Source organism: Myxococcus dinghuensis (genome assembly GCF_024198235.1).
Taxonomy (GTDB): Bacteria; Myxococcota; Myxococcia; order Myxococcales; family Myxococcaceae; genus Myxococcus; species Myxococcus dinghuensis.
Map to the genome: position 1 here is coordinate 142309 of NZ_JAKCFB010000007.1, position 20891 is coordinate 163199.

At 71.5% G+C, this 20891-nt stretch carries 20 protein-coding genes; 11 read left to right on the plus strand and 9 right to left on the minus strand.

All coding sequences use genetic code 11. The features are described from left to right. Nucleotides 1-86 precede the first annotated feature (86 nt). Nucleotides 87-1094: a quinone oxidoreductase family protein gene (locus LZ198_RS12720; protein WP_253972198.1), complete on the minus strand. Its 1008-nt coding sequence runs from the start codon at nt 1092-1094 to the stop codon at nt 87-89. A gap of 118 nt (nt 1095-1212) precedes the next feature. On the opposite strand from LZ198_RS12720, the gene LZ198_RS12725 reads away from it, so the two are divergent. Then, complete coding sequence (locus tag LZ198_RS12725) at nt 1213-2148, plus strand: AraC family transcriptional regulator (RefSeq protein ID WP_253972199.1); 936 nt, start codon at nt 1213-1215, stop codon at nt 2146-2148. A gap of 46 nt (nt 2149-2194) precedes the next feature. After that, entirely contained in the window at nt 2195-3595 is a 1401-nt protein-coding gene (locus tag LZ198_RS12730; protein WP_253972200.1) for a hypothetical protein, read from the plus strand. A gap of 16 nt (nt 3596-3611) precedes the next feature. On the opposite strand, the gene LZ198_RS12735 is transcribed toward LZ198_RS12730, so the two are convergent. Then, entirely contained in the window at nt 3612-4904 is a 1293-nt protein-coding gene (locus LZ198_RS12735) for a serine hydrolase domain-containing protein (protein WP_253972201.1), read from the minus strand. 75 nt (nt 4905-4979) lie between these two features. On the opposite strand from LZ198_RS12735, the gene LZ198_RS43200 reads away from it, so the two are divergent. The 6 genes from LZ198_RS43200 to trxA all read left to right on the plus strand — a co-directional run bounded on the left by LZ198_RS43200 (nt 4980) and on the right by trxA (nt 10607). Continuing rightward, a complete protein-coding gene (locus tag LZ198_RS43200) occupies nt 4980-5621 on the plus strand; it encodes a TetR/AcrR family transcriptional regulator (RefSeq protein WP_267145467.1) in 642 nt (213 codons plus the stop codon). A 137-nt stretch (nt 5622-5758) separates the two neighbouring features. Then, nucleotides 5759-6415 (plus strand): LON peptidase substrate-binding domain-containing protein, encoded by a 657-nt coding sequence (locus tag LZ198_RS12745; RefSeq protein WP_253972202.1) that lies wholly within the window; start codon nt 5759-5761, stop codon nt 6413-6415. Between the two features lie 106 nt (nt 6416-6521). After that, nucleotides 6522-8417: an NAD(+) synthase gene (nadE, locus tag LZ198_RS12750; protein ID WP_253972203.1), complete on the plus strand. Its 1896-nt coding sequence runs from the start codon at nt 6522-6524 to the stop codon at nt 8415-8417. 152 nt (nt 8418-8569) lie between these two features. Continuing rightward, on the plus strand, nt 8570-9709 hold the full coding sequence (locus LZ198_RS12755) for a hypothetical protein (RefSeq protein ID WP_253972204.1): 1140 nt from the start codon (nt 8570-8572) through the stop codon (nt 9707-9709). Nucleotides 9710-9855: 146 nt separating this feature from the next. Next, nucleotides 9856-10179 carry an FKBP-type peptidyl-prolyl cis-trans isomerase gene (locus LZ198_RS12760; protein ID WP_253972205.1) on the plus strand — a complete coding sequence of 108 codons (324 nt, stop codon included), beginning with the start codon at nt 9856-9858 and terminating at the stop codon, nt 10177-10179. Nucleotides 10180-10220: 41 nt separating this feature from the next. Further along, complete coding sequence (gene trxA, locus LZ198_RS12765) at nt 10221-10607, plus strand: thioredoxin (protein ID WP_253972206.1); 387 nt, start codon at nt 10221-10223, stop codon at nt 10605-10607. Nucleotides 10608-10654: 47 nt separating this feature from the next. Here the strand turns inward: trxA and LZ198_RS12770 are convergent, their stop codons facing one another. Both LZ198_RS12770 and LZ198_RS12775 read right to left on the minus strand, forming a co-directional pair. Continuing rightward, on the minus strand, nt 10655-11230 hold the full coding sequence (locus LZ198_RS12770) for a DUF2378 family protein (RefSeq protein ID WP_253972207.1): 576 nt from the start codon (nt 11228-11230) through the stop codon (nt 10655-10657). 67 nt (nt 11231-11297) lie between these two features. Further along, nucleotides 11298-12161: a hypothetical protein gene (locus tag LZ198_RS12775; protein WP_253972208.1), complete on the minus strand. Its 864-nt coding sequence runs from the start codon at nt 12159-12161 to the stop codon at nt 11298-11300. A gap of 217 nt (nt 12162-12378) precedes the next feature. On the opposite strand from LZ198_RS12775, the gene LZ198_RS12780 reads away from it, so the two are divergent. Both LZ198_RS12780 and LZ198_RS12785 read left to right on the plus strand, forming a co-directional pair. After that, nucleotides 12379-14904 (plus strand): TonB family protein, encoded by a 2526-nt coding sequence (locus LZ198_RS12780; RefSeq protein ID WP_407667423.1) that lies wholly within the window; start codon nt 12379-12381, stop codon nt 14902-14904. After that, a complete protein-coding gene (locus LZ198_RS12785) occupies nt 14901-15737 on the plus strand; it encodes a hypothetical protein (RefSeq protein ID WP_253972209.1) in 837 nt (278 codons plus the stop codon). Before LZ198_RS12780 ends, LZ198_RS12785 begins: the two co-directional genes overlap by 4 nt. Here the strand turns inward: LZ198_RS12785 and LZ198_RS12790 are convergent, their stop codons facing one another. Beyond that, entirely contained in the window at nt 15738-16985 is a 1248-nt protein-coding gene (locus tag LZ198_RS12790; RefSeq protein WP_253972210.1) for a sterol desaturase family protein, read from the minus strand. It abuts the gene before it with no gap. 65 nt (nt 16986-17050) lie between these two features. Here LZ198_RS12790 and LZ198_RS12795 point away from each other — a divergent pair, with 65 nt between their 5' ends. Further along, entirely contained in the window at nt 17051-17659 is a 609-nt protein-coding gene (locus tag LZ198_RS12795) for a Crp/Fnr family transcriptional regulator (RefSeq protein WP_253972211.1), read from the plus strand. On the opposite strand, the gene LZ198_RS12800 is transcribed toward LZ198_RS12795, so the two are convergent. The 4 genes from LZ198_RS12800 to LZ198_RS12815 form a co-directional block, all read right to left on the minus strand. Further along, complete coding sequence (locus LZ198_RS12800) at nt 17653-18615, minus strand: Ig-like domain-containing protein (RefSeq protein WP_253972212.1); 963 nt, start codon at nt 18613-18615, stop codon at nt 17653-17655. The genes LZ198_RS12795 and LZ198_RS12800 overlap by 7 nt on opposite strands. 125 nt (nt 18616-18740) lie before the next feature. Beyond that, nucleotides 18741-19439, minus strand: coding sequence for a hypothetical protein (locus tag LZ198_RS12805; RefSeq protein WP_253972213.1), 699 nt, complete (start codon nt 19437-19439; stop codon nt 18741-18743). Between the two features lie 86 nt (nt 19440-19525). Next, on the minus strand, nt 19526-20170 hold the full coding sequence (locus LZ198_RS12810) for a hypothetical protein (RefSeq protein ID WP_253972214.1): 645 nt from the start codon (nt 20168-20170) through the stop codon (nt 19526-19528). Nucleotides 20171-20239: 69 nt separating this feature from the next. Continuing rightward, nucleotides 20240-20842, minus strand: coding sequence for a hypothetical protein (locus LZ198_RS12815; protein WP_253972215.1), 603 nt, complete (start codon nt 20840-20842; stop codon nt 20240-20242). Nucleotides 20843-20891 lie beyond the last annotated feature (49 nt).

A 20891-nucleotide genomic window follows, 5' to 3' on the forward strand; every position in this document is an offset into this window, starting at 1 on the left:
AAGAAAAGCAAAGCCGGTCCTAGTCCGGAGATGCGCCGAAAGTACATGTGTAGGATTGATGTTGATGTCTCTTGATTGCTGTTTCATCAAAATATGGAGGAAGCGGAACGCTGCGGGATGTGGATGACGACCTTGCCGGTGGTCGTCCTCGCGGCGAGCGCCCGGTGGGCGTGGGCCACGTCCTCCAGGGGGAACGACTGTCCGACGACGACCTCGAGGGTCCCCGTGTCGACGCGCGCGAGCGCCTCGCGGAGCGCCTCCTGGCGTTGCTCCAGCGGCAGGCTGAAGGTGGCGAAGCCGGTGATGGATTGGTTCTGGGCGACCAGCGCCATCATCTGCTCACGACTCCAATGTGAGTCGAACATGCTCTGCGCCCCGAAGAGCACCAGCCGACCGCGGGGCGCGAGCGCCTGGAGGCCCTGGGCACCGGACTCGGCGCCTCCCGAGATGAACACGACGTCCACGCCGCGCCCCGCGGTGGCTTCGCGGACCCGGGCGGGCCAGTCCGGCAGGGAGGTGTCCACGGTCGCGTCCGCCCCGAGCCGGGTGACGAGGGCGCGCTTGGCCTCGCTGCCCACGCCGGCGATGACCCGCGAGGCGCCCAGCGCGCGCGCGAGCTGCACGAGCAGCGTGCCCACGCCTCCCGCGGCGGAGGGGATGAAGACCGACTCCCCGGGCTGGAGTCTCGCGCCGACACACAGGGCGAGCAGGGCCGTGGGGGCCTGGACGGGCAGCGCCACCGCCTGCTCGAAGGACACTCGCTCCGGAAGGGGCAGCAGCGCCGAGGCGGGGACGAGGGCGTACTCCGCGAAGCCGCCCTGCGCGGGCAGCAGCGCGACGACCCGCATGCCCGGCGCGAACCCCTGGACGGAGGCGCCCACCGCGTCGATGACTCCCGCGGCCTCCCAGCCCGGCGTGAAGGGAGGCGTGGGGGCGCCCGGCAGTCGCCCCTCGCGTTGACCCAGGTCGGTGAAGTTGAGTCCCGCCGCGTGCACGCGGAGCCGCACCTCGTGCTCGGCGGGAGACGGCATGGGGAGGTCTTCGAGATGGAGCTGCTCGGGACCACCGAACGCGCGCAGACGGAGGGCCTTCATGGGGGCTCGCTTTCCTGGGAGGAGGACGTCGCGCGGACCTATAGTCCCCACGGAAAGGACGAACATGCGCCAGAAGTCCGTTTCTCTCGTCCAATCGTCCGGCGAAGGAGCCCCCGGCATGGACGTGCTCGCGGACGCGCTGCGCGGCGTGCGGCTCCAGAGTCGGGTCGACGCCCGCTACGAGCTGTCCGCGCCGTGGGGCATGCGCGTCGATGGCTGCCCGTATCCGCTCTTCTACGCGGTGATGCGCGGCAACTGCCTGTTGTCCGCCGACGACCAGGAGCTGGTGCTCGCGGGGGGCGACTTCGTGTTCATCCCCGCGGGCGTTCGCTTCACCCTCCGCGACCGGAAGGGCACGCGGGCGCTCCCCATCGCGGAGGTCTATGCCTCGCGTGGTCCCATGCGCTGCGGCGGTCTGCTCCGCTACGGCGGGGGCGGCGCGGAGGTGACGCTGGTGGTGGGCTCCTTCACCTTCGAGGGCGAGACGCTGAGCCCGCTCGTCAAGCACCTGCCCACGCTGCTGCACGTGAAGGGTGACGCGGAGACGACGCCGCGCTGGCTCGAGTCCACGCTGCGCTTCGTGGCCTCCGAAATCGAGGCGAAGCAACCCGGCTACGAGACGGTGGTGAGCCGCCTCGCGGACGTGCTCTTCGTGCAGGCGCTCCGGGCGCACCTGGCGTCGTCCTCGGACGGCAACGGGTGGCTGCGCGCGCTGGTGGACCCGCGCATCGGCGGGGTGTTGCAGCGCATGCACGAGAAGCCGGAGACGCCGTGGACGCTGGAGGGGCTCGCGCGGCTCGCCAGCATGTCCCGGTCGGTGTTCGCGGAGCGCTTCCGCGACCTCGTGGGCGAGGCGCCCCTGGCGTACCTCACGCGGTGGAGGATGCACCGCGCCATGGGGCTGATGCGCGACCGGCATCGCTCCCTCGCGGAGGTCGCGCGCGCGGTGGGCTACGAGACGGAGAGCTCGTTCGGCAAGGCCTTCAAGCGGAGCGTCGGGGTGACACCGGGTACGTTCCGACAGCGAGAAGATGAGACAGTGAGAAAGGACTGAGGGGGCTGTCGGTGTGTCGGCGGGCCGGACTACCTTGCGGCGCTCCATGGCTCGATACACCGCCCGACTCGACACCGTCCCCTCCGCGCACTCGCTCCCTCCGCTCCTGGTCGACTTCGGCAAGTGGCTGGAGACCCAGACCTACGGGGCGCTCGGCTACTTCGAACTCATCGCCACCGAGGTTCCCCGCGAGTGGTCCCCGGAGGTCGCAGAGCGACTCCAGCGCGACGCCTTCAGCTTCCTGTCCCTGCCGGATGGCTCGCTGCTCGCGTTGCTGCGCTCCGACGCGAAGGCGCCCCTGGCGGTGGTGCTGCTCGGCTCCGAGGGCGAGACGCGCACCGTCGCCTCCAGCCTGGAGGAGTTCCTGCTCGCGCTGTCCAAGGGCGAGACGGAGCTGGGGGACCTCGACGAGGGAGAGGACGACGCGCGCGAGGCGCTCGCGAAGTGGCTGAAGGAGAAGAAGGTCTCCGCGCCCAAGGTGAAGCGCCCGGTGGACTTCAACGTGTACCTCTCCGGGGAGACGCCCGAGGCCGAGCCCACGCCCGCCGCCCGGCCCGAGAGCGCGGCGATTTCGGCGCTGCCCCCGGGGCTGCGCGCGCTCGCCCGGCTGATGGGGCGCAGGGCCGACGACGCCGAGGTGGTGGCGTACGTGACGGAGACGCTCGGCAAGAAGGTGCCCGCCTCGACGTCCGACGTGAACGACTCCGCCCACGTCGTCGCCAAGCCGCAGGGCATCGAGATGCTCTTCTCCCACGACGTGCTCGACGAGCGCTATCCGCCCATCGCGAAGACGCGCCGCGCCTTCGTGCCCTACCTCTCGGTCGTCTGGCTGGGCGAGAAGTTCGCGGAGGCGGACCTGCCCCAGGGCCTCACGCGGAAGATGACGGCGGAGCAGATGCGCGCGGTGCTCGGCGAGCCCGATGCGCCGTGGAATCCCGAGGACGATTCACCGAAGTGGACGCGGGTCCTGGACGCCGAGGCCCGCATCGTCCTGATGGCGGAGTCCTCCGCGAAGGGCCCCCGGCTCCGGCTGCTCATCGACGCGGCGCGGGAGCTGACGACCCGGCGCGTGGACGCGGGCCTCTTCGTCGCGTGGTGCGCGCTCCGGGGGCTGCTCGACACGGAGCGGCTCGCGGCGCCCGCGCCCCTGCTGGCGCAGCTCCAGCGTCGCGAGGTCCAGGGCTCGGCGCTCGTGGACGCCGTGCTCCCGCGAGGACTCTGGGACGCGCACCTGCGGGACCTCCCGGGGCTGCGCGCGTTCGCCTACGCCTGGTTCCACCGCCTGGAGGGCGTCTACATCCGCGACGACCTGGCCCGCGTCTTCGGCTTGCGCACGGGCCCGCGGGGCCATGACGAGGTCGTGCTGGACGAGGACACCTGGGCCGCCGTGGACCAGGCGACCCCGGTGCTCGACGAGCGCTTCGCGACCTGGGTGAAGCGAAGCTGAGGCGCGAGCCCGCGACTCACGGGCGCGGCTGGGCGACGCCGCGCTCCGTGCCCTTGGCGCGCGCCTTCGTCGCCGGGGCCTTCACCGAGGGCGCCTTGCCGAGCCCCGCGTAGATGGCGTCCCGCACCTCGGTGACGAACGCGCCCGACATGCCCTCGAACGCGGTGTTGGTGAGGGCCACGACGGTGAGCCGCTGCTTCGGGTCCACGAACCAGTTGTGGCCGTAGGCGCCACCCCACTGGAGCGTCCCCACGGACTGCGGCGTCCGGGCCTTCACCGGGTCCACGAGCACGGAGGAGCCCAGGCCCCAGCCCCAGCCCGGGGCGCTGCCCTGCAGCTTCTTCGCCGCGAAGCCGTCCTCGACGAGCTGGCGCGTGGTGGCCGCCTTCAGCACTGGCGCGCCCCCCAGGCGCACCGTCTCGAGGAGCTTCACGTAGTCCTCCGCCGTGCCCACCATGCCCGCGCCCCCCGAGGGGAAGGCCGTGGGGTCCAGCGCGCGTCCCGGCGCGAAGTGGACCACGCCGCCCCACAGCGGCACCTCCTGCGCCTCGCCCATGCGCACCGGCCGGGGCTTGCCGTCCGCGTACGGCGTGGCGAGCCGCGAGACGTCGCCCACGGTGAAGCCCGTGTCCCTCAGCCCCAGCGGCCCGGTGACGAGACGGGAGACGACCTCCGGCAGGGACGCGCCCCCCGCCTTGGCGACGACCGCGCCGAGCACGTCCGTGGAGACGGAGTAGTTGAACGCGGTGCCCGGCTCGTTCGACAGCGGCACGGAGGCGATGCGGCGCAGGTTCTCCTCCAGCGTCAACCCGGGCGTGGCGTCCATGCCGTCCGAGACGCCGGCGCGTCGGTACGGGCCGTCGACGGTGGTCTCCTTGAAGCCATACGTCAGGCCCGAGGTGTGCGTGAGCAGGTGCCGCACGGTGATGACGGGCTCGCGACCGTCAGCGAGCCTGGGGCGGAAGTCGGGCAGCCACTTCGTGACGGGGTCCTCCAGCGACAGCGTCCCCTGGTCCACCAGGGCGAGCGCGGCCACGGACACCAGCGGCTTGGTCATCGACGCCAGCCGGAAGACGGCGTCCTCCCGCATGGGCTTCGCCTCCTCCCGGTCCGAGCGCCCCGCGGCGCGGCGGTAGACGACCTTCCCGTCCTGGACGACGACCACCACCGTCCCGACGATGCGCTCCTGCGCGAGCGCCCGGTCGATGACCGGGTCCAGCTTCTCCGGGAGTGTGGGGGGAGGGGAGGACGCGACGGGGGTGCTTCCAACACCTGCGGCCACCAGCAGGGCGACGATGGCAGAATGCATGGGGGGTGACTCCTGTTTACGTAATGAGCGCTACGTAAATAGGGACCACCCACCGCGATTTCAAGAGTGACCGCTATGAAAAAGACCGCCACCCCCCAGCCGCGTCCTCGCGGGAGGCCCCGGGAGTTCGACGAGACGAAGGCCCTGGACCGGGCGCTGGAGGTGTTCTGGCGGCTGGGGTACGAGGGCGCGTCGGTGGCGGACCTCACGCGGGCGATGGGCATCACCCCGCCCAGCCTGTATGGCGCGTTCGGCTCCAAGGCCGGGCTCTACGAGCGGGTGTTGGAGCGCTACCAGGCCGAGCATGGCGCCGACACCACCCGGGCGCTGATGGAGGAGCCCACGGCGAGGGGGGCGGTCGAGCGGATGCTCCGAGGGGCCGCGCGGCAGTTCACCCGACGCAGGCAGACGGCGGGCTGCATGGTCGCCACGGCGGTGCTGCGCTGCGCGGAGGAGAACCAGCCGGTCGCCGAGCGGGTCTCCGGGCTGCGCGGCGAGTCGCTCCAGCGGCTGGAGGCGCGCATCGCCCGGGGCATCCAGGAGGGAGAGCTGCCCCGGGGCACGGACGCGGAGGGCCTGGCGCGCTTCGTGGGCGCCATCGTCCAGGGGATGTCCGTGCAGGCGCAGGACGGCGCCACCGAGGCGCAGCTGCTCGGGCTGGTGGAGGTGGCGCTGCGCGCCTGGGATGCGGGCGGCAGGCGCCCGCGCGGCGGGTAGCGAGCACCGGCACCTCCGGGAAAAGTCCCTGCGAATCCAGCGGGTTGGGTGGGCTGGTCGCAGGGGGGCGCGTCGGGGGGACGGTTCCGGTGCGTCCGGGGCCCGGCGGGCTTACAACTCCAGGAAGGATGCCCGAGATGACCGCCCAAGAACGCGTCGAGCGCGCCGCGAGCGCGCTGAAGGTCTTCCCGCTGCCGTCGGCGGTGCTCTTCCCCCACACCGTCATCCCCCTCCACATCTTCGAGCCGCGCTACCGGGCCATGGTGCGTGACGCGCTCGCGGGGGACCGCGTCATCGCGCTGGCCCAGTTGGAGGACGGATGGGAGGGGCGTTACGACGGGCGTCCGCCGATGCAGACGATGATGTGCGCGGGCGTCATCGCCTGGGACGAGGAAGTGGAGGACGGCCGCTTCAACATCCTCCTCCAGGGCATCACCCGCATCCGGATGCTGTCGGAGCTGCCCGGGGACAAGGCCTACCGCGAGGTGCGCGCCCAGGTGCTGCCGGACGCGCCCTACCAGGGGCCGGAGGAGGAGCGGCTGCGGCAGGCCGTCTTCGAGCTGGCCGGGCGGGTGCCGCCCACCTTCGCGGAGAACCTGCTGCCGGTGGCCGCGCGCGCGACGGGGGGCATGCTGGCGGACGTGGTGGCCTCGGCCATCGTCCCGGAGGCGGAGCGGCGCCAGGCGCTGCTGGTGGAGCTGGACGTGAAGCGCCGGCTGGACGCGGTGCTGGAGGACGTGGGGGAGCTCATCGGCCGGCTCCAGCCGGTGCGGCCCTCCGGTCCGCTGAACTGAGGCACGCGCGCGTCGAGGCCCTTGCCTTGCGCGCCGGGCCGGGCATTGCTGGGCGCCGGACCGGCTCCGGACGCCCGCGCGTCCGACCCAGAGGGAGTGGAGCAACATGCGGCTCGTGAAAGTCGGCATCGCCAGCGTCAACACCACGGTGGGGGCCTTCGTCCGCAACACGGACAAGGCGCTGACCCTGGCCAGGCGCATGGCGGACGACGGCGTCACCGTGGGCGTCTTCCAGGAGCAGCTCATCGCCGGCTACCCCGCCGAGGACATGGTCCAGTGGCAGGGCTTCATCGACCGGCAGTGGCCGGAGCTGGAGCGCTTCGCGCGGGAGACCGCGGCGCTCCCCTGCGTGTTCCTGGTGGGCGTGGGCGTGGCGCTCCAGGGCCAGCGGCTCAACTGCGCGGCGGTGGTGGCCGGCGGGCGCATCCTCGGGCTCGTGCCCAAGGAGAAGCTGCCCACCTACAGCGTCTTCTACGAGGCGCGCACCTTCGGCCGGGGCCGGCCGGGCATGGCGGAGGTGCACCGGGGCGTGCCGCTGGGGGACTACCTCTTCCGCTTCGACTTCGGCGTGCTGGCGCCGGAGGTGTGCGAGGACATCTGGAGCGCGGACGGCCCCATGCGCCGGCGCACGTACTCCGGCGCGGAGCTGGTCATCAACCTGTCCGCGTCCCCCTTCCGCCTGGGCTTCGTGGAGACGCGCCGCGAGCTCATCGCCACGCGCGCGGCGGACCACCAGTGCACCATCGCCTACTGCAACGCGGTGGGCAGCAACGACGGCCTCATCTTCGACGGCGGCGGCTTCCTCAACCAGAACGGGCGCCACGTCATGGAGACGCCGCGCTTCCAGGAGGGCTTCGCGGCGGCGGTGGTGGACCTGGACCGCACGCTGCGCCTGCGCGGCGAGGCGACCACCTGGCGCGTGGACCGCGAGGACTGGCTGACCCGGGGTGGCAAGGGCACCCCGGAGCTGGACTGCACCGGCGCGGTGACCACGCGGCGCGAGGCGCTCACCTATCCGGTGCCCGCCCACCGCAGCTTCTTCCTGCCCGCGCCCGACACGCGCCGCCCGGCGCGCGAGGCCCTGTGCGAGGACCTCCTCGACGCGCTCTCGCTGGGCGTGGGCGACTACTTCGAGAAGACGCGCGCCTTCAAGGTGCTGGGCATCGCCCTGTCCGGCGGACGCGACTCGCTGTTGACGCTGCTCATCGCGCATCGCTACGCGAAGCGCGCGCGGCCGGAGGACCCGGGCTCGCTGCTCCGGGCCTTCTACATGCCCAGCCGCTACTCGAGCGACTCCACCCGCGACGCGGCGGAGACCATCGCCCGCGAGCTGGGCGTGCCCTTCCAGGTCGTCTCCATCGACGAGGCCTTCGAGCGCGAGCGCGCCGTGGCCCAGGCGATGCTCGGCGACGCCCCCGTCACGCCCATCACCGAGCAGAACATCCAGGCCCGCCTGCGCGCCCAGCGCATGTGGAACTGGAGCAACTCCTGCGGCGGCCTGTTCCTCCAGACCGGCAACATGAGCGAGAAGTCCGTGGGCTACACCACCATCGGCGGGGACCTGATGGGCGCGCTGGCCGTCATCGCCAACGTGCCCAAGACGGTGGTGATGTACCTCCTGGACTACCTCCAGGACACGACGGGCTACGAGGGCATCCGCAAGGTGCTCGCCAAGCCCGCGGGCCCGGAGCTGGCGCACAACCAGGTGGGAGAGGAGGAGCTGATGCCCTTCCCCATCCTCGACGCGTGCTTCTACCTCCATGCGGGCGAGAAGCTCACCCCCGCGGAGATGGTGAAGGCGCTGACCTCCATGTTCCCGGAGGTGGAGCCCGCGCGGCTGGGCGCGTACGTGGACAAGTTCGTGCGCCTGTTCCAGCAGTCCATCTACAAGTGGGTGCAGTCGCCGCTCGCGCTGCACATCGGCAACCTGGACCTGGACCGCGAGCGCGCGCTCCAACTGCCCGTGGTCACCGGCTCCGAGTGGATGCGCGGCGGCGTCTGACGCCGCCACGCGCAACCGTTGTCGGTCGGATGCCACGTCCGCTCGCTTGCTGAGCAGACATCCAAGGAGGGGTGATCCTCGCCCTGGTGTGCCTTGCCGGATGTCGCGCCGGAAACAACCTTCATGTCAGCCACTCGACGAGGAGGGTTGGAATGAAAGCGAAGATTCTGGCTGGCGCCATCGGGGCGTTCTTCTACGGCACCTCCGGCCTCGCGGCCGATGGTGATTGCCCCCCACCCCGGGCGGGCGCGGAGAAGGTGGGAGAGGGCGTGCTGCTGGCGCAGTCCGATACCTCTCCTAGTGGGAACGACTACCAGGAGAATGACCTCATCATCGAAACGCAGCCGGTGCCCGACAGCTCCATGTCGGACGACTCGGGCACGGGCGGCAGCGGCGCGGTGGGGCAGGAAGGCTCCACGTCCCAGGGCGGCACGCCCCAGGGCGAGGTCTACCTGAACATGCCGCTGCGCTGCCAGCCGAGTGAGTCCGGCGGGCAGGGCACCGGCGGCAGCGGCACCGGCGGCAGCGGCACCGGCGGCAGTGGCATGGAGCAGCAGCCGTTGACGCCGCCTCCGCCTCCGTCTCCGTCGCAGTCCGGGCCGCAGCCGCGCCCGGAGGCCACGCCCGGGAGCAACAAGTCGTCCGAGTCGTACCCGACGCAGGACACGCAGGCCTTCGGTGGTAGCGGCGTCTCCGCGCCGTCCAACGACTTCCGGCCCGCCTCCGAGCAGGTGGAGCCGCTCGAGGTGAAGAAGAAGGAGAAGAACAAGACCAAGGGCCTCACCGTGACGATTGGTGGCGGTATCGAGGGCTACACCGGCGCGCTGGCGCCGCAGCTCAACCCCGGTCCCACGGCCGGCGTGACGGCGTCGTTCAAGCCGACCCGCCAGTTGGGGCTCGAGGTGGGCTACACGGGCGCGCTCAACAACATCGACGCCAAGCGTGGCGACGTGGTGGGTGACAGCCCGGACCTGGTCCGCAACGGCGGTCAGGCGGTGCTGACGGTGGGTCTGACGCCGACGGCGGTCCAGCCGTACATCCTGGGCGGCATCGGCATCAGCAACTACAACTTCCGCCACGGCGAGGCGCTGGGTTACCGGGACGACACGGTGGGCAACGTGCCGGCCGGCCTGGGTGTGCGCGGGTACGTCGGTCACTTCACGGTGGACGCGCGCGCCAACTACAACTTCCTCTTCGACAAGGACTTCGCTCCGGGCATCACGCCCGGCACGGAGAACGTGTCCGGGGGTGGTAGCTACCAGGGCACCGTCAGCGTGGGTGGTACGTTCTGATTCACCAGAAGTGAAGCCCCCTGAAGGGGCATGACGGGGTGGCGCGGTGCCCGGTAGCCAACGGGCCCGCGCCATCCCGCTTTCCTGTGCGGCGCCAGGCGGGGTCGCGGGTTAATGTGAAACCTTCTTCTGGGACAGGAGCGGGAATGAGCCTGAAGGTCGAAGACGTGAAGGTGGGAGCTGGCGCGGAGGCCACGGCCGGCAAGTCGGTCACGGTGCACTACGTGGGGACGCTGACCAGCGGCTCCAAGTTCGACAGCAGCCGCGACCGGGGAGAGGGCTTCACCTTCCGGCTCGGCGCGGGCCAGGTCATCCAGGGGTGGGACCAGGGCGTCGCCGGCATGAAGGTGGGCGGCGTGCGCAAGCTCACCATCCCTCCGGAGATGGGCTACGGCTCGCGCGGCTTCCCGCCCGTGATTCCGCCGAACTCCACGCTGCTGTTCGAGGTGGAGCTGCTCGCGGTCCGCTGAAGTCACGCTCCGCCTGGGGCGGAGAGAAACGAGGTTCCGTCATGGCGACGGTGGAAATCACCAAGGACAACTTCAAGGAAACGGTCGGCAAGGATGGCATCGTCATCCTCGACTGGTGGGCGGCGTGGTGCGGGCCTTGCCGCATGTTCGCGCCCACGTTCGAGACGGCCTCGAACAAGCACCCGGACATCGTCTTCGGGAAGATCGACACGGAGGCGCAGCCGGAGCTGTCCGGCGCGTTCGAGATCCGCTCCATCCCCACGTTGATGGTGTTCCGTGACGGCATCCTGCTGTTCGAGCAGGCCGGCGCGCTGCCCGCGGCGGCGCTGGAGGACCTGGTGCGCCAGGTGCGCGCGCTCGACATGGAGCAGGTGAAGAAGGAGGTCGAGGAGCGCCGCAACAAGGAGAAGGAAGCGCCCAAGGCCTGAGCCGGACGGGGCGGGGTGTTCGTCCCCGCCCCGGAGGTGCCCGGGGGCTACCAGTGGACGAGGAGCGTGAAGTCCTTGAAGGGGGCTTCGCCGGACTCCAGCTCCACGTGGAAGCGCCGCCCCGGGCTCGTCCGCACCAGTCCCCGCCGCATCATGCCGCGAGTCCATGCGGGCCCGAACAGCTCGTCGCGGAAGCGCAGCCGGGCGCGGGTGTCGTCGAGGCGCTCGTAGTCCCGCTCGCCGAAGGTGCTGGTGGCCTCCGCGAAGCCGGAGGCGACGGCGAGGCCGCGGTGCGGGTCCTCGCCGGTGATGGCCATCACCATGGCGCCCACCGGCGCGGAGTAGATGGGCTCCGCGGCGGCGAAGGAGAGCTGCTCCACCGCGGACGCGTAGCTCTGGCCCAGGAGCGACGCGAGCGTGCTGGCGCCCGCATGGAGCAGCCGCAGGTACTCCAGCGCGGTGTGGTGGGTGGGCGCCCCGCGTCCGGCGGCGGGCGCGGAGGTGACCGCGCGCCCCGTCCGCTTCGCGATGGTGTCGTGGAGGCTCTGCATGAACAGGGTGAGCACCTGGTGTTCGGGGCGGCAGAGGGCCATGCGGGCTTGCAGGTGTTGGGGCGCGTCCATGGATGTTCCTTAGCGACGCCGGTCGGGCCAAATCCATGGATGGGGGGTCGCCCGGGAGTCGGCCCTCTCATTTGGCGACCGTGCAAACCCCTCCGCCGTTGAGGTGGGCTTGATCGACGATGCTCTGGGTGACGAACTCCTGGAGCGTCCGGACGTCGTGTGCGCCGGGCAGGTACACCACGGGCTGGCCCTTCGCGTCCCGCAGCTCCTGGCCCTCGCGGTCCCGCAGGTCGGTGAGCTGCTGGGATGACAGGCCTTCGGGGACGATGAGGCCCTCCGGGCTGGCGGTGGCGGCGATGGCGTCGAAGCGCAGCTTCACGCCCTGGTGGGTGCCCAGCCGGTCGTAGAACATGTGCTCGGCGTGGATGGTGACCTCCGCCCGCGCGGTGGAGGACTCCGGGACGATGATGCCCTGCGTGCCGTCCACGCCGTTGATGCAGTCCACCATGCGCACGTCGACCGGGAAGCCCATCTGGAAGGTGAGCACGCCGGCTCCCGCCTTCACCGCGCGCCCCTCCACCCAGTAGCTGAAGCCGCGCTCGCGCATGCGCGCCAGGTCCTCCGGGGAGACCTGCCCGTCCGCCAGCTCCGTGCCCTCCGTGGGCGGGGACACGTGGAAGCCCACGTCCCATCTCCCGGCGGACAGCCCCCGCAGCTCGGTCAGCGGGACATCCCCCTTCTGCACGTCGACCAGCACGTGCCGGGGGCTGCGCTGCACCTCGCCCGAAGCCGAGGTGACGGTGACGTCTCCGAGCGACACCAGGTACTTCGTGAACTGGATGGACCAGCCGTCCTCGAAGACGGTGTCCGGCAGGCCCCGCTGGGTGCCGTCACCTCCACTCATCGTCACCGTCACGTCGCCCAGCGCCGTCGGGTCGCAACCGCCCCCGGCGAGCCCCAGCACCACCAGGGCCACGCGGAGCCCTCGCATTCCCTTGCATCGATTGTCGTTCATGATGCTGAGGTGTATATGCAACCAAGTTGCGTTTCAAGGCGGCGACGGTTATCCGGAGGGCGCGCGGGGTGTCCTGGACGCCGGGCGCGCCGCGACCCGAGGAGGGGTGTGCACCGTGTGGATTCCGATGTTGATGGCCTGGGGGCTCCTGGCCCTGGCCGAGGCGCCCATCGTCCCGCCCGCGCCGCTGGAGATGGTGGCGCCGGTGAGGCCGTCGGAGGCGCGTGCGTCGCGGGAGGCCGAGACGGTCGTGGTGCGGCTGACGATCGACGCGGTGGGCGAGGTGGAGCGGGTGGAGGTGCGCGAGTCGGCGGGGCGACTGCTGGACCGGGCGGCGATGGCGGCGGCGGTCCGTTGGCGCTTCCAGCCCGCGACCCAGGGGGGCGTGCCGCTCGCCGTGCAGGTGGATGTCCCCGTCACCTTCACGCCGACGGTGTCGGCGCGGGTGGTGGAGTCGTCACCACGCGAGGGGATGACTGGGGAGGGGCCGTCACTGCGGGGGCACGATGCGGCGCCTGTGTCGGCAGGGGCGGTGGAGTCGTCACCACGCGAGGCGATGACCGGGGAGGGCCCGTCACTCGCGGTAGGCGCCGCTCCATCTGGAGAGGGCGACGTACCCGTGGAGGCTCGGGTGTTCGCCACGACGGTGCGGGGCACCGCGCAGGCGCCGCCGCCGGTCGCGGTGGGGGACTTCCACATCGAGGTGGGGCAGCTCGCCGACGTGCCGCGCAACTCCGCGTCGGACCTGATGTTGCTCGCGCCCGGGGTGATGCTCGCGAATCACGGCGGAGAGGGGCACGCGGAGACCATCTTCATCCGGGGCTTCGACGCGGGGGAGGGCAAGGACGTGGAGCTGCGCCTCAACGGCGTGCCGCTCAACGAGGTCTCCCACTCACACGGTCACGGCTACGCGGACACCTACTTCATCATCCCGGAGCTGGTGCGGGCGCTGCGCGTCACCGAGGGGCCCTTCGACCCGGCCCAGGGTGACTTCGGCGTCGCGGGGACGGTGGAGTACGAGCTGGGCCTCGCGCGGCGCGGACTCACCGCGTCCGTCGGCTCCGGCAGCTTCGCGTCCCGTCGCCTGTCCCTGGTGTGGGGCCCACCCGACTCGAGCGACGCCACCTTCGTGGGCCTCCTGCTCCGCCAGGGGCACGGCTTCGGACCCAATCGCGCCTACGCCAACGCGGGAGTGATGGCCCAGGTGGAGCTGCGGCTGGGAGACGCGACGCGCGTGCGCCTGTTCGGCGCCGGCTACGGGGGCCGCTTCTCCTCGGCGGGCGTCATCCGCGAGACGGACGTGGTGAACGCCCGGCTGCCCTGCGCCCCGGACGCGGACTCACAGTTCTTCTGCTTCCACGACGCGAACCAGGGCGGGGCCGGCCAGCGGCACCTGCTGTCCGTGGAGCTGCACACGCGCCTGTCGCGCGGGGGGCGCCTCACGCAGCAGGGCTACGTGATGGTCCGCCAGACGCGCATCCGCGACAACTTCACCGGCTTCCTCCAGGACACACCGCCCGACGGCGGCGCGCAGCGGGGCGACGACTCGGAGGGCTACTACCGGGGCACCACCGCGGGGCTGCGTGGTCGCTACGTCCCAGGCCTCTCGCTGCTGGGCCAGTCGCGCCCGCTGGAGCTGGGCTACGAGGTCCGCCACGACGACGTGCGCACGCGCTCGCGTCGGCTGCGGGACGCGGGGGGCGCGCCCTACGCCACGCTCTTCGACAACCAGGTGCGCACCACCCACCTCGGCGGCTTCTCCTCCCTGCGCGTCGCGCCGACCTCCTGGCTCACGCTGCGCGGAGGCGTACGGCTGGACGCCTTCCTCTTCGGCGTGGACGACCTGAACCGCCCCGCCGTGGACCGCGATGGGGCGCGCATCCCCGAGGAGTCCCTGGAGGCCTACGGCTTCTTCGCCAGCCCCCGCGCGAGCGCGGAGGTGCGGCTGTCTCCCCGCTGGACCTGGCTCACCAGCGCGGGGCTCGGCGCCCGCTCCAGCGACGCGGCGGCCCTGTCCGACGCGGAGCTGGCGCCCTACGCGCGCGTCGTCTCGGGCGAGACGGGCGTGGGTTGGCGGCTGGAGGGCGACGGGCGCCCGTACTCCCTGGAGGCGCGCGCGGCCGCCTTCGCCACGCGGGTGTCGCAGGACTACGTCTTCGACGAGAAGCGGGGACGCAACCAACCCGTGGGTGCATCGCAGCGGCTGGGCGCCTTCGCCCTGGCGCGACTCACGTGGGCCGAGCGGTTCGACATGCAGGCGTCGCTCGCCTGGTCCCGGGCCACGCTGCCCGTCCCCGGGGCCTCGCCCTGGCGGGTGTGGGACGGCACGGTGGTGCCGTACATCCCCGCGCTGCTGGGGCGCGTGGACGCGTCGGCGCGAGGCACCGTGACGGTGTCGGGCCAGCGCCTGGGGTGGAACGTGGCGCTGGGGCACAGCGCCATCGGCCCCCGGCCCCTGCCGCTCAACCGCTACAGCGCCCCCGTGTTCCTCTTCGACGTGGCCACCCGCGCGCGCTGGGACTGGGTGGAGCTGGGCGTGGAGGTGGAGAACCTGCTCGACACGCGCTGGCGGGAGACGGAGCTCAACCACGTCTCCAACTTCCGGGGCCCGGACGCGCCCGCCTCGCTGCTGGCCACGCGTCACTTCTCCGCCGGAGCCCCCCGGACCTTCCGGGGCACCCTCACCGTGTACCTCGACCTCCAGGAGGATTCACCATGACGACCGCGTCGCGTGTCACCCGCAGGGCCGTGCTGGGGATGCTGGGGACCTCCCTGCTCGGCGGCCTGTCCGCGTGCGGGCTGTCCGGCACCGGAGGCCGGAGCATCGTGTTCGACATGGGGCTGCGCACCGCCCTCGCCCCCGACGAGGCGGACGTGGGCACGTTCTCCACCGACACGGGGTGGCGCGTGCGCCTCGGCTCGGGATGGATGGTGCTCGGCCCCATCTACCTCTTCGAGAACGCCTCGCCGCTCCAGCCGCAGGCCCGCGAGCGCGCCTGGCCCCGACGGCTGGCGCGAGCGCTGCTGCCCACCGCGCACGCGCACGATGGCGACTTCTTCTCCGGCGGCACCGTGCTGGGCGAGTGGGACCGGGAGGTGGTGTTCGACCTGCTCGCGGACGCGGGCGGCACGCGGGTCCTGGGGCGTTCGCCGGGCATCGCGGGGCGGGCGCGCTCCTTCTCGCTGCTCCTCCAGCCGCCGTCGCGGGTGCTGGGGTCGGAGGCCGCGCCGCTGGGAGGACACTCGGTGCTGCTGGAGGGCACGGCGTCGCGGGAGGACCTCCGGATTCCCTTCCGCGTGGCGCTGGACTTCCCACCGCCGGTGGCGCTCCAGCGGGTGGAGTTCGTGCCGGTGGAGGCGGACCTGGACGACGCGGGCCGGTTCGTCGTGGACCTCCAGCCCCATCGCTGGTTCGAGGGAACCCACTTCGACCGCCTCGACCTCCCGGCAGGAGGAGGCACGGTGGACATCCCGCCGGAGGCGCAGGTCCACCGCGCGCTGTCCGTCAACGTGCGGCGCTCCACGGCCTTCGCCGGACGCTGGGAGCCGTGATCAGCTCGCCGCCTGGGACAGCGGCGCGGCGGTCCGGCTCGTCGTGCGGGAGACGCGCAGCCACACCAGCGTGACGGCGAGCCAGCCGGCGGTGAGCGCGCTCCAGGCCTGGGGCGCGCGGGCCTGCACCAGCCACAGCGTCACCACGCCCCCCATCCCGAGCACGCGGGCAATCTCCAGCCCCAGGGCCCAGCGCTTGGACTCCAGCATCCCGGCCCACGCGGTGGCCATGGCCCAGAACAGCGCGCTGAGCACCAGCTTCTGCCAGCCCACCAGCGGCGAGGCGTGGTGGCTGACCAGCAGCATGAAGGGCATGGACGCGAGCATCTGGAACACGAGGTAGCCGCGGATGCCGGGCAGCTCCGTGGACTGGAACTTCACCTCCGCGCCCGTCTCCTTCCAGCCCGTCTCCTGCCGCGGCGGCAGGTCCTTGGGGCGCCACCCGGTGGGCATCACCCACAGGCGCAGCCGGTCCCACCCGCTTCGGGTGTGGAGGGCGTCGCTGACGAGCTTCGACCAGTACTGGAAGTTGATGAAGGTCGGGTCCCACGTGTTCGGCGGCGTGGTGACGCCGTACGAGCACTCCTCCGTCTCCTCCTGGAACGTGCCGAACATCCGGTCCCAGATGATGAGGAAGCCCGCGTAGTTCTTGTCGATGTAGAGGTCGTTGCGGGCGTGGTGCACGCGGTGGTGGGACGGCGTGTTCAGCCAGGACTCGACCCAGCGGGGCAGCTTGGGGATGACGCGCGTGTGGGGGATGAACTGCAGCACCAGGTGGAAGGCCACCATGGCGAGCACGGCCCCGGGCGCGAAGCCGACGATGACCAGCGGCCAGTAGAAGAGGAAGGAGAACAGCCGCTGCGTCACGCTGGCCCGCAGGGCCACGGCGTAGTTGAGCTCCTCCGTCGAGTGGTGCGGGGAGTGCGCCGCCCAGCCGATGTTGGTCCGGTGCCCGAAGCGGTGGAACCAATAGAAGAGGAAGTCCACGCCCAGGAAGAGCCCGAGCAGCCCGAGCGGCGACGTGGCGTCGATCTTCGTGAGGGAGAATCGCCCCAATTCGTCGAAGACCGGTAAGACAAGCAAGGCCACCGCGACGTTGACACATTGGTTGATGACCGCGGTGCCCACGCTCGCGATGGAGTCCTGGAAGCTGTAGTAGCCGTTCCGCCGCGCCACGCAGTACACGAACTCACCCAGCGCCAACGCGATGACGAAAGGCGTGGCGATGGCGTATACGTTGATGGGCATGAATCGGGTGTACGGCGCCCCTCCCCCACGTCGCCTTAACCTGGGTTAACCAAGGTCACTCCCCCGTGAGATTTCCAGCGCTCTTCGAGCACCTTTCCAAGCTCGCGGCCATCCCCCCCTCGGAGTGGGAGCGAGCGGAGTTACTGGGCAAGGAGCAGACAGTGGACCGCAAGGCCCTCTTCCTGCGTCCCGGTGATGCGTCGGACCGCTTCTCCATCGTGCTCCAGGGCGTGTTCCGGCTGGTGCGGGTGTCCGCGCGCGGCGGTGAGTCCGTGAAGGCCTTCCGCGCGGAGGGTGACCTGCTCGGCGCCTACTCGGAGATGCTCCAGGGCAAGCCGTCGATGACGGCCATCGAGGCGCTGGAGCCCTCCCGGGTGTTGGTGTTCCGCGCGGCGGACCTCCAGGCGCTGGAGCAGGGACACACGTGCTGGGTGCAGCTGGCCCGCAGCGTGGCGGAGAAGCACTTCCTGCTGAAGGAGCAGCGGGAGCAGGAGTTCCTGGAGCTGTCCGCCGAGGAGCGGCTGGAGCGCTTCTGGGAGGAGCACGCCCACCTGCACCGCCGGATTCCCCAGCGGGACGTGGCGGCCTACCTCGGCATCACCGAGGTGGGCCTGAGCCGCATCGTGTCGCGTCGCCGCCGTCAGCAGGCTGCGGCGAGCGGCGCCAGTCAGTAGCGCTCGAAGACGAAGTGGAGCGTCTGGCGCGGTGAAGGCCCGTACGTGAGCCGCAGGAAGCGGTCCCCCGCCGGCGCGGTGAACCGCAGCACGTGGGTGATGGCGGGCTGGCAGACGGCGGGGGCCGGGGTCAGCGTGGAGGCAATCACCGCCTCCTCCTCCGTCACGTCGTGCACCGTCACCGGCAGCTCCTGGTCCAGGTACATGACGATGGGCTCGTCGCGCTCGGCGGAGACGACCTCCGAGTAGCCGAGGAACTCCCCGCCTCGCGCCGGGAGCGTCAGCGCGTAGAACTCGTGGGGCGAGTCCGTCGCGGGATACATCGTCGTCGGCGACGCGCCCGCCGTCACCGCCACCGGCGCCTCGAGCAGCGCGTGGCCACACGCGTGCTCGGTGACGCGGTCGCGCTCGCCGGTGGTGAAGTCCAGCTTGCCGTCGCCCAGGCCGGGGTGCGTGGGGTCGAGCGGGTTGCCGGCGACGTCGCGCAGCGCGGTGAGGTCCAGCGTGTAGCGCGTGTCCTCCTCCAGCGGGGGGAGGTCCGCCTCCGGGCGGGGGATGGAGAGGTTCAGCGTCAGGGCGTCCTCGGACCACTGGCCGGTGAGCGCGCGCGACGGCGTCGAGGGCGTGGTCCGGTCCCACAGCGTCACCTGGGCCCGGGTGGTGTCCATGGGCTCGTCGAAGGAGACGGAGACGAGCCGCCGCAGGCTCGTGTTCGTCGCGTCCACCTTGAAGGTCTGCACGGGCAGCACGCCCGTGGCGCCCTCGGTGGGGTCGGAGGCCGTGGCGATGGGGGCGACGTGGTCTCCGCCGGCATCGGGGACGCCGGAGTCGGGCTCGGTGCCGGCGTCCGTCTGGCCGGCGTCGGGAGTCGGAGCGGGGGAGTCCTCACCGTCGCAGCCGGTGAGGGCGAGCGCGGCGCAGAGGGTGAGCAGGGCGGTGGTGTGGATGGGGCGCATCTTCGGAGGTCCTCGAAAGGGAAGGCGGAGGACCGCCGGCGCGAGGCCGGCGGCCGGTGAGGCGGGGCGGTGCGACCGTCGAAGGCGCGGTGCACCGGAGTCGGGCGACGGGGCGCCCGGCGCGACTAGCAGTTGAAGATGGCGGGGTTGGTGTCGTCGCAGTCGAAGCGCTGCTTCACGTAGCCTGTGGGCGCCTCGCAGGCGAAGCGGTAGACGGGCGTGTTGGTGCCGTACCCGTCACCGTCCTGGTCCCGGTAGAAGCGGTCCCGGTTGTCGTAGAGGTACTCGGGGACGAGGCCCACCTGGTTCCCCGACGCGGGGCCCGCGGCGAGGAGGTACTTGCGGCCCACGACCAGGTCGTACACCCGGGCCTGCGTCAGCGAGCAGGAGGCGGCGGAGACGCTCTCGCTGATGAGCGCGGGCACGACGGCGCTGGTGGTGGTGTCCACCACCGCGAAGGCCACGTTCTGCGACAGGTAGAACGAGATGGACTCCACGGTGGACGTGCCGGACGTCACCGCGACGGGCGTGTACGTCACCGAGCCCTCGGCGCCCGAGGGCAGGTTCAGCGTGTAGTGCTGGTGCCGCGCGCTGATGTCCGGCGCCGTGGCGACGCGCGTGGCGCTCGTCGTCACGTTCACGTTGTCCGCGCTGTTGCTCGCGTGGGTGCACGCGTGGGTCGTCATCAGCGTGGCGTCCACCGACGCGCAGCCGGCCTCCAGCGCCTGCTCCGTCTCCTGCTCCTCCAGCGGCTGCTCCGTTTCGTCCAGGGGCCCGCACGCCGCCAGCGACAGCGCGAGCAGGGTCCACGTCAGCTTCTTCATGGGTGTTTCTCCTGTTTTAGTAACTGAGTTGCAATTTCGGCGCGGACGACCCCCTGGGGAGGAGGCCGTCCGCGCGTGGGTGGGGGTTACTCGAGGTGCTCGACGACCAGTCCGACCTCGGAGAGCGAGGTGGGGCCGAGCGTGAGCGTGTACTGGACGCGGTCCGTCAGCTCGTAGCCGACCATGTGCTGGAGGCCGGCGCAGTGGTCGTCGGTGGGCCGCGTGGCCGCGGGCGTGACGGTCTGCTGGATGGTGGTCTCCACCAGCGTGACGGGCACGTCCGGGGTGCTCAGGTAGACGACGAAGTCACCGGAGGCGAAGGCCTTGTAGCTGAAGGTGCCGACGTACTGGCCACCCTCCGGACGCAGCTTCACCGTGTAGTAGGTGTGGAAGTCATCCACCCGGGGGTTGCGGCTCGTCGAGGCCTCGGCGGTGACGAAGGGGCCGTGGGAGACGTGCCAGCAGGCGTGCTCTCCATTGTCTCCGAAGTCGAAGCCTTCGCTGGGGACATGGTCGGGGTCCACGACGCAGGCGAGTCCGGTGGAGGCGGGCAGGTAGCCCTTGTGGCAGTGGCACCAGTCGCCCGTGGGCTCACGGTGGATGTGGCCATTGGGCGCGCACGGGTCTTCCGGAGTGATGGGCTCGTCGACTGGGGGCGTGTCGCCACCACCGCAGGCGGAAGCCGCCAGGGCGAAGGTGGCGAGGAAGAGGACACGGAGGGGGTGTCTCATGTGGAAGCTCCCCATGGGGACGCGCGAGTTCGAGGATTCGGGAGGACATGGAGTGGGAGGCGCGAGCGCCTACTCCGCGTGGTGGTGGGCCGCTTCCTCGATGACGAGCGAGAAGGAGGCGTTGCGGCGCAGCAGGGAGCGGAACTCCAGGTAGTACTCGGTGTCCGCTTCCAGGTCCGCGACGATGGCCGTCTTCAGCGTGTCGCAGACGTCCGCGGGCACCTGGTAGCGGCACTCGCGGGCCACCTCGGCGCCGGTCGCCGCGTCGTAGATGCGCAGGCCGCGGAACCGGGAGAGGAGGAAGGCGAACTCACCGGACTCGTCCGGGAGGAACGAGACGCGGCCCGCCCAGCCCCAACCCCAGCCGGAGGTGTTGGTGGGGAGGGTGATGTTGTACGCGGTGTGGGGCGTGCTGACGTCGACGAGGACGGGCGCGCCCAGCGCGGCGGCGGTGACGGGCTCGAAGGGGCCGACCTCCGCGTGGATGCACGCGTGCTCGGTGACTTCGGCCAGTTCCTCGGCCTCCTCGCAGGAGGGGAGGAGCGCGGCCTCCTCCTGCGCGAGGGCGTCCTGCTCGACCTCTTCCTCGGCGCCAGGGGCGCCGCAGCCGGCGAGCAGCGCGGCCACGCCGACGGCGAGGAGGGACTTCTGGAACGGCGACTCCGGTTTCATGGGGACTTCTCCTTTGGGTTGGGACAACGGGGGGGTGAGACAGGTGGGA

Bases quoted from the DNA above. Each gene is read 5' to 3' on its own strand.
- LZ198_RS12720 (WP_253972198.1), bottom strand. From the start codon at position 1,094: ATGAAGGCCCTCCGTCTGCGCGCGTTCGGTGGTCCCGAGCAGCTCCAT.
- LZ198_RS12725 (WP_253972199.1), top strand. From the start codon at position 1,213: ATGGACGTGCTCGCGGACGCGCTGCGCGGCGTGCGGCTCCAGAGTCGG.
- LZ198_RS12730 (WP_253972200.1), top strand. From the start codon at position 2,195: ATGGCTCGATACACCGCCCGACTCGACACCGTCCCCTCCGCGCACTCG.
- LZ198_RS12735 (WP_253972201.1), bottom strand. From the start codon at position 4,904: ATGCATTCTGCCATCGTCGCCCTGCTGGTGGCCGCAGGTGTTGGAAGC.
- LZ198_RS43200 (WP_267145467.1), top strand. From the start codon at position 4,980: ATGAAAAAGACCGCCACCCCCCAGCCGCGTCCTCGCGGGAGGCCCCGG.
- LZ198_RS12745 (WP_253972202.1), top strand. From the start codon at position 5,759: ATGACCGCCCAAGAACGCGTCGAGCGCGCCGCGAGCGCGCTGAAGGTC.
- nadE (WP_253972203.1), top strand. From the start codon at position 6,522: ATGCGGCTCGTGAAAGTCGGCATCGCCAGCGTCAACACCACGGTGGGG.
- LZ198_RS12755 (WP_253972204.1), top strand. From the start codon at position 8,570: ATGAAAGCGAAGATTCTGGCTGGCGCCATCGGGGCGTTCTTCTACGGC.
- LZ198_RS12760 (WP_253972205.1), top strand. From the start codon at position 9,856: ATGAGCCTGAAGGTCGAAGACGTGAAGGTGGGAGCTGGCGCGGAGGCC.
- trxA (WP_253972206.1), top strand. From the start codon at position 10,221: ATGGCGACGGTGGAAATCACCAAGGACAACTTCAAGGAAACGGTCGGC.
- LZ198_RS12770 (WP_253972207.1), bottom strand. From the start codon at position 11,230: ATGGACGCGCCCCAACACCTGCAAGCCCGCATGGCCCTCTGCCGCCCC.
- LZ198_RS12775 (WP_253972208.1), bottom strand. From the start codon at position 12,161: ATGCGAGGGCTCCGCGTGGCCCTGGTGGTGCTGGGGCTCGCCGGGGGC.
- LZ198_RS12780 (WP_407667423.1), top strand. From the start codon at position 12,379: ATGGTGGCGCCGGTGAGGCCGTCGGAGGCGCGTGCGTCGCGGGAGGCC.
- LZ198_RS12785 (WP_253972209.1), top strand. From the start codon at position 14,901: ATGACGACCGCGTCGCGTGTCACCCGCAGGGCCGTGCTGGGGATGCTG.
- LZ198_RS12790 (WP_253972210.1), bottom strand. From the start codon at position 16,985: ATGCCCATCAACGTATACGCCATCGCCACGCCTTTCGTCATCGCGTTG.
- LZ198_RS12800 (WP_253972212.1), bottom strand. From the start codon at position 18,615: ATGCGCCCCATCCACACCACCGCCCTGCTCACCCTCTGCGCCGCGCTC.
- LZ198_RS12805 (WP_253972213.1), bottom strand. From the start codon at position 19,439: ATGAAGAAGCTGACGTGGACCCTGCTCGCGCTGTCGCTGGCGGCGTGC.
- LZ198_RS12810 (WP_253972214.1), bottom strand. From the start codon at position 20,170: ATGAGACACCCCCTCCGTGTCCTCTTCCTCGCCACCTTCGCCCTGGCG.
- LZ198_RS12815 (WP_253972215.1), bottom strand. From the start codon at position 20,842: ATGAAACCGGAGTCGCCGTTCCAGAAGTCCCTCCTCGCCGTCGGCGTG.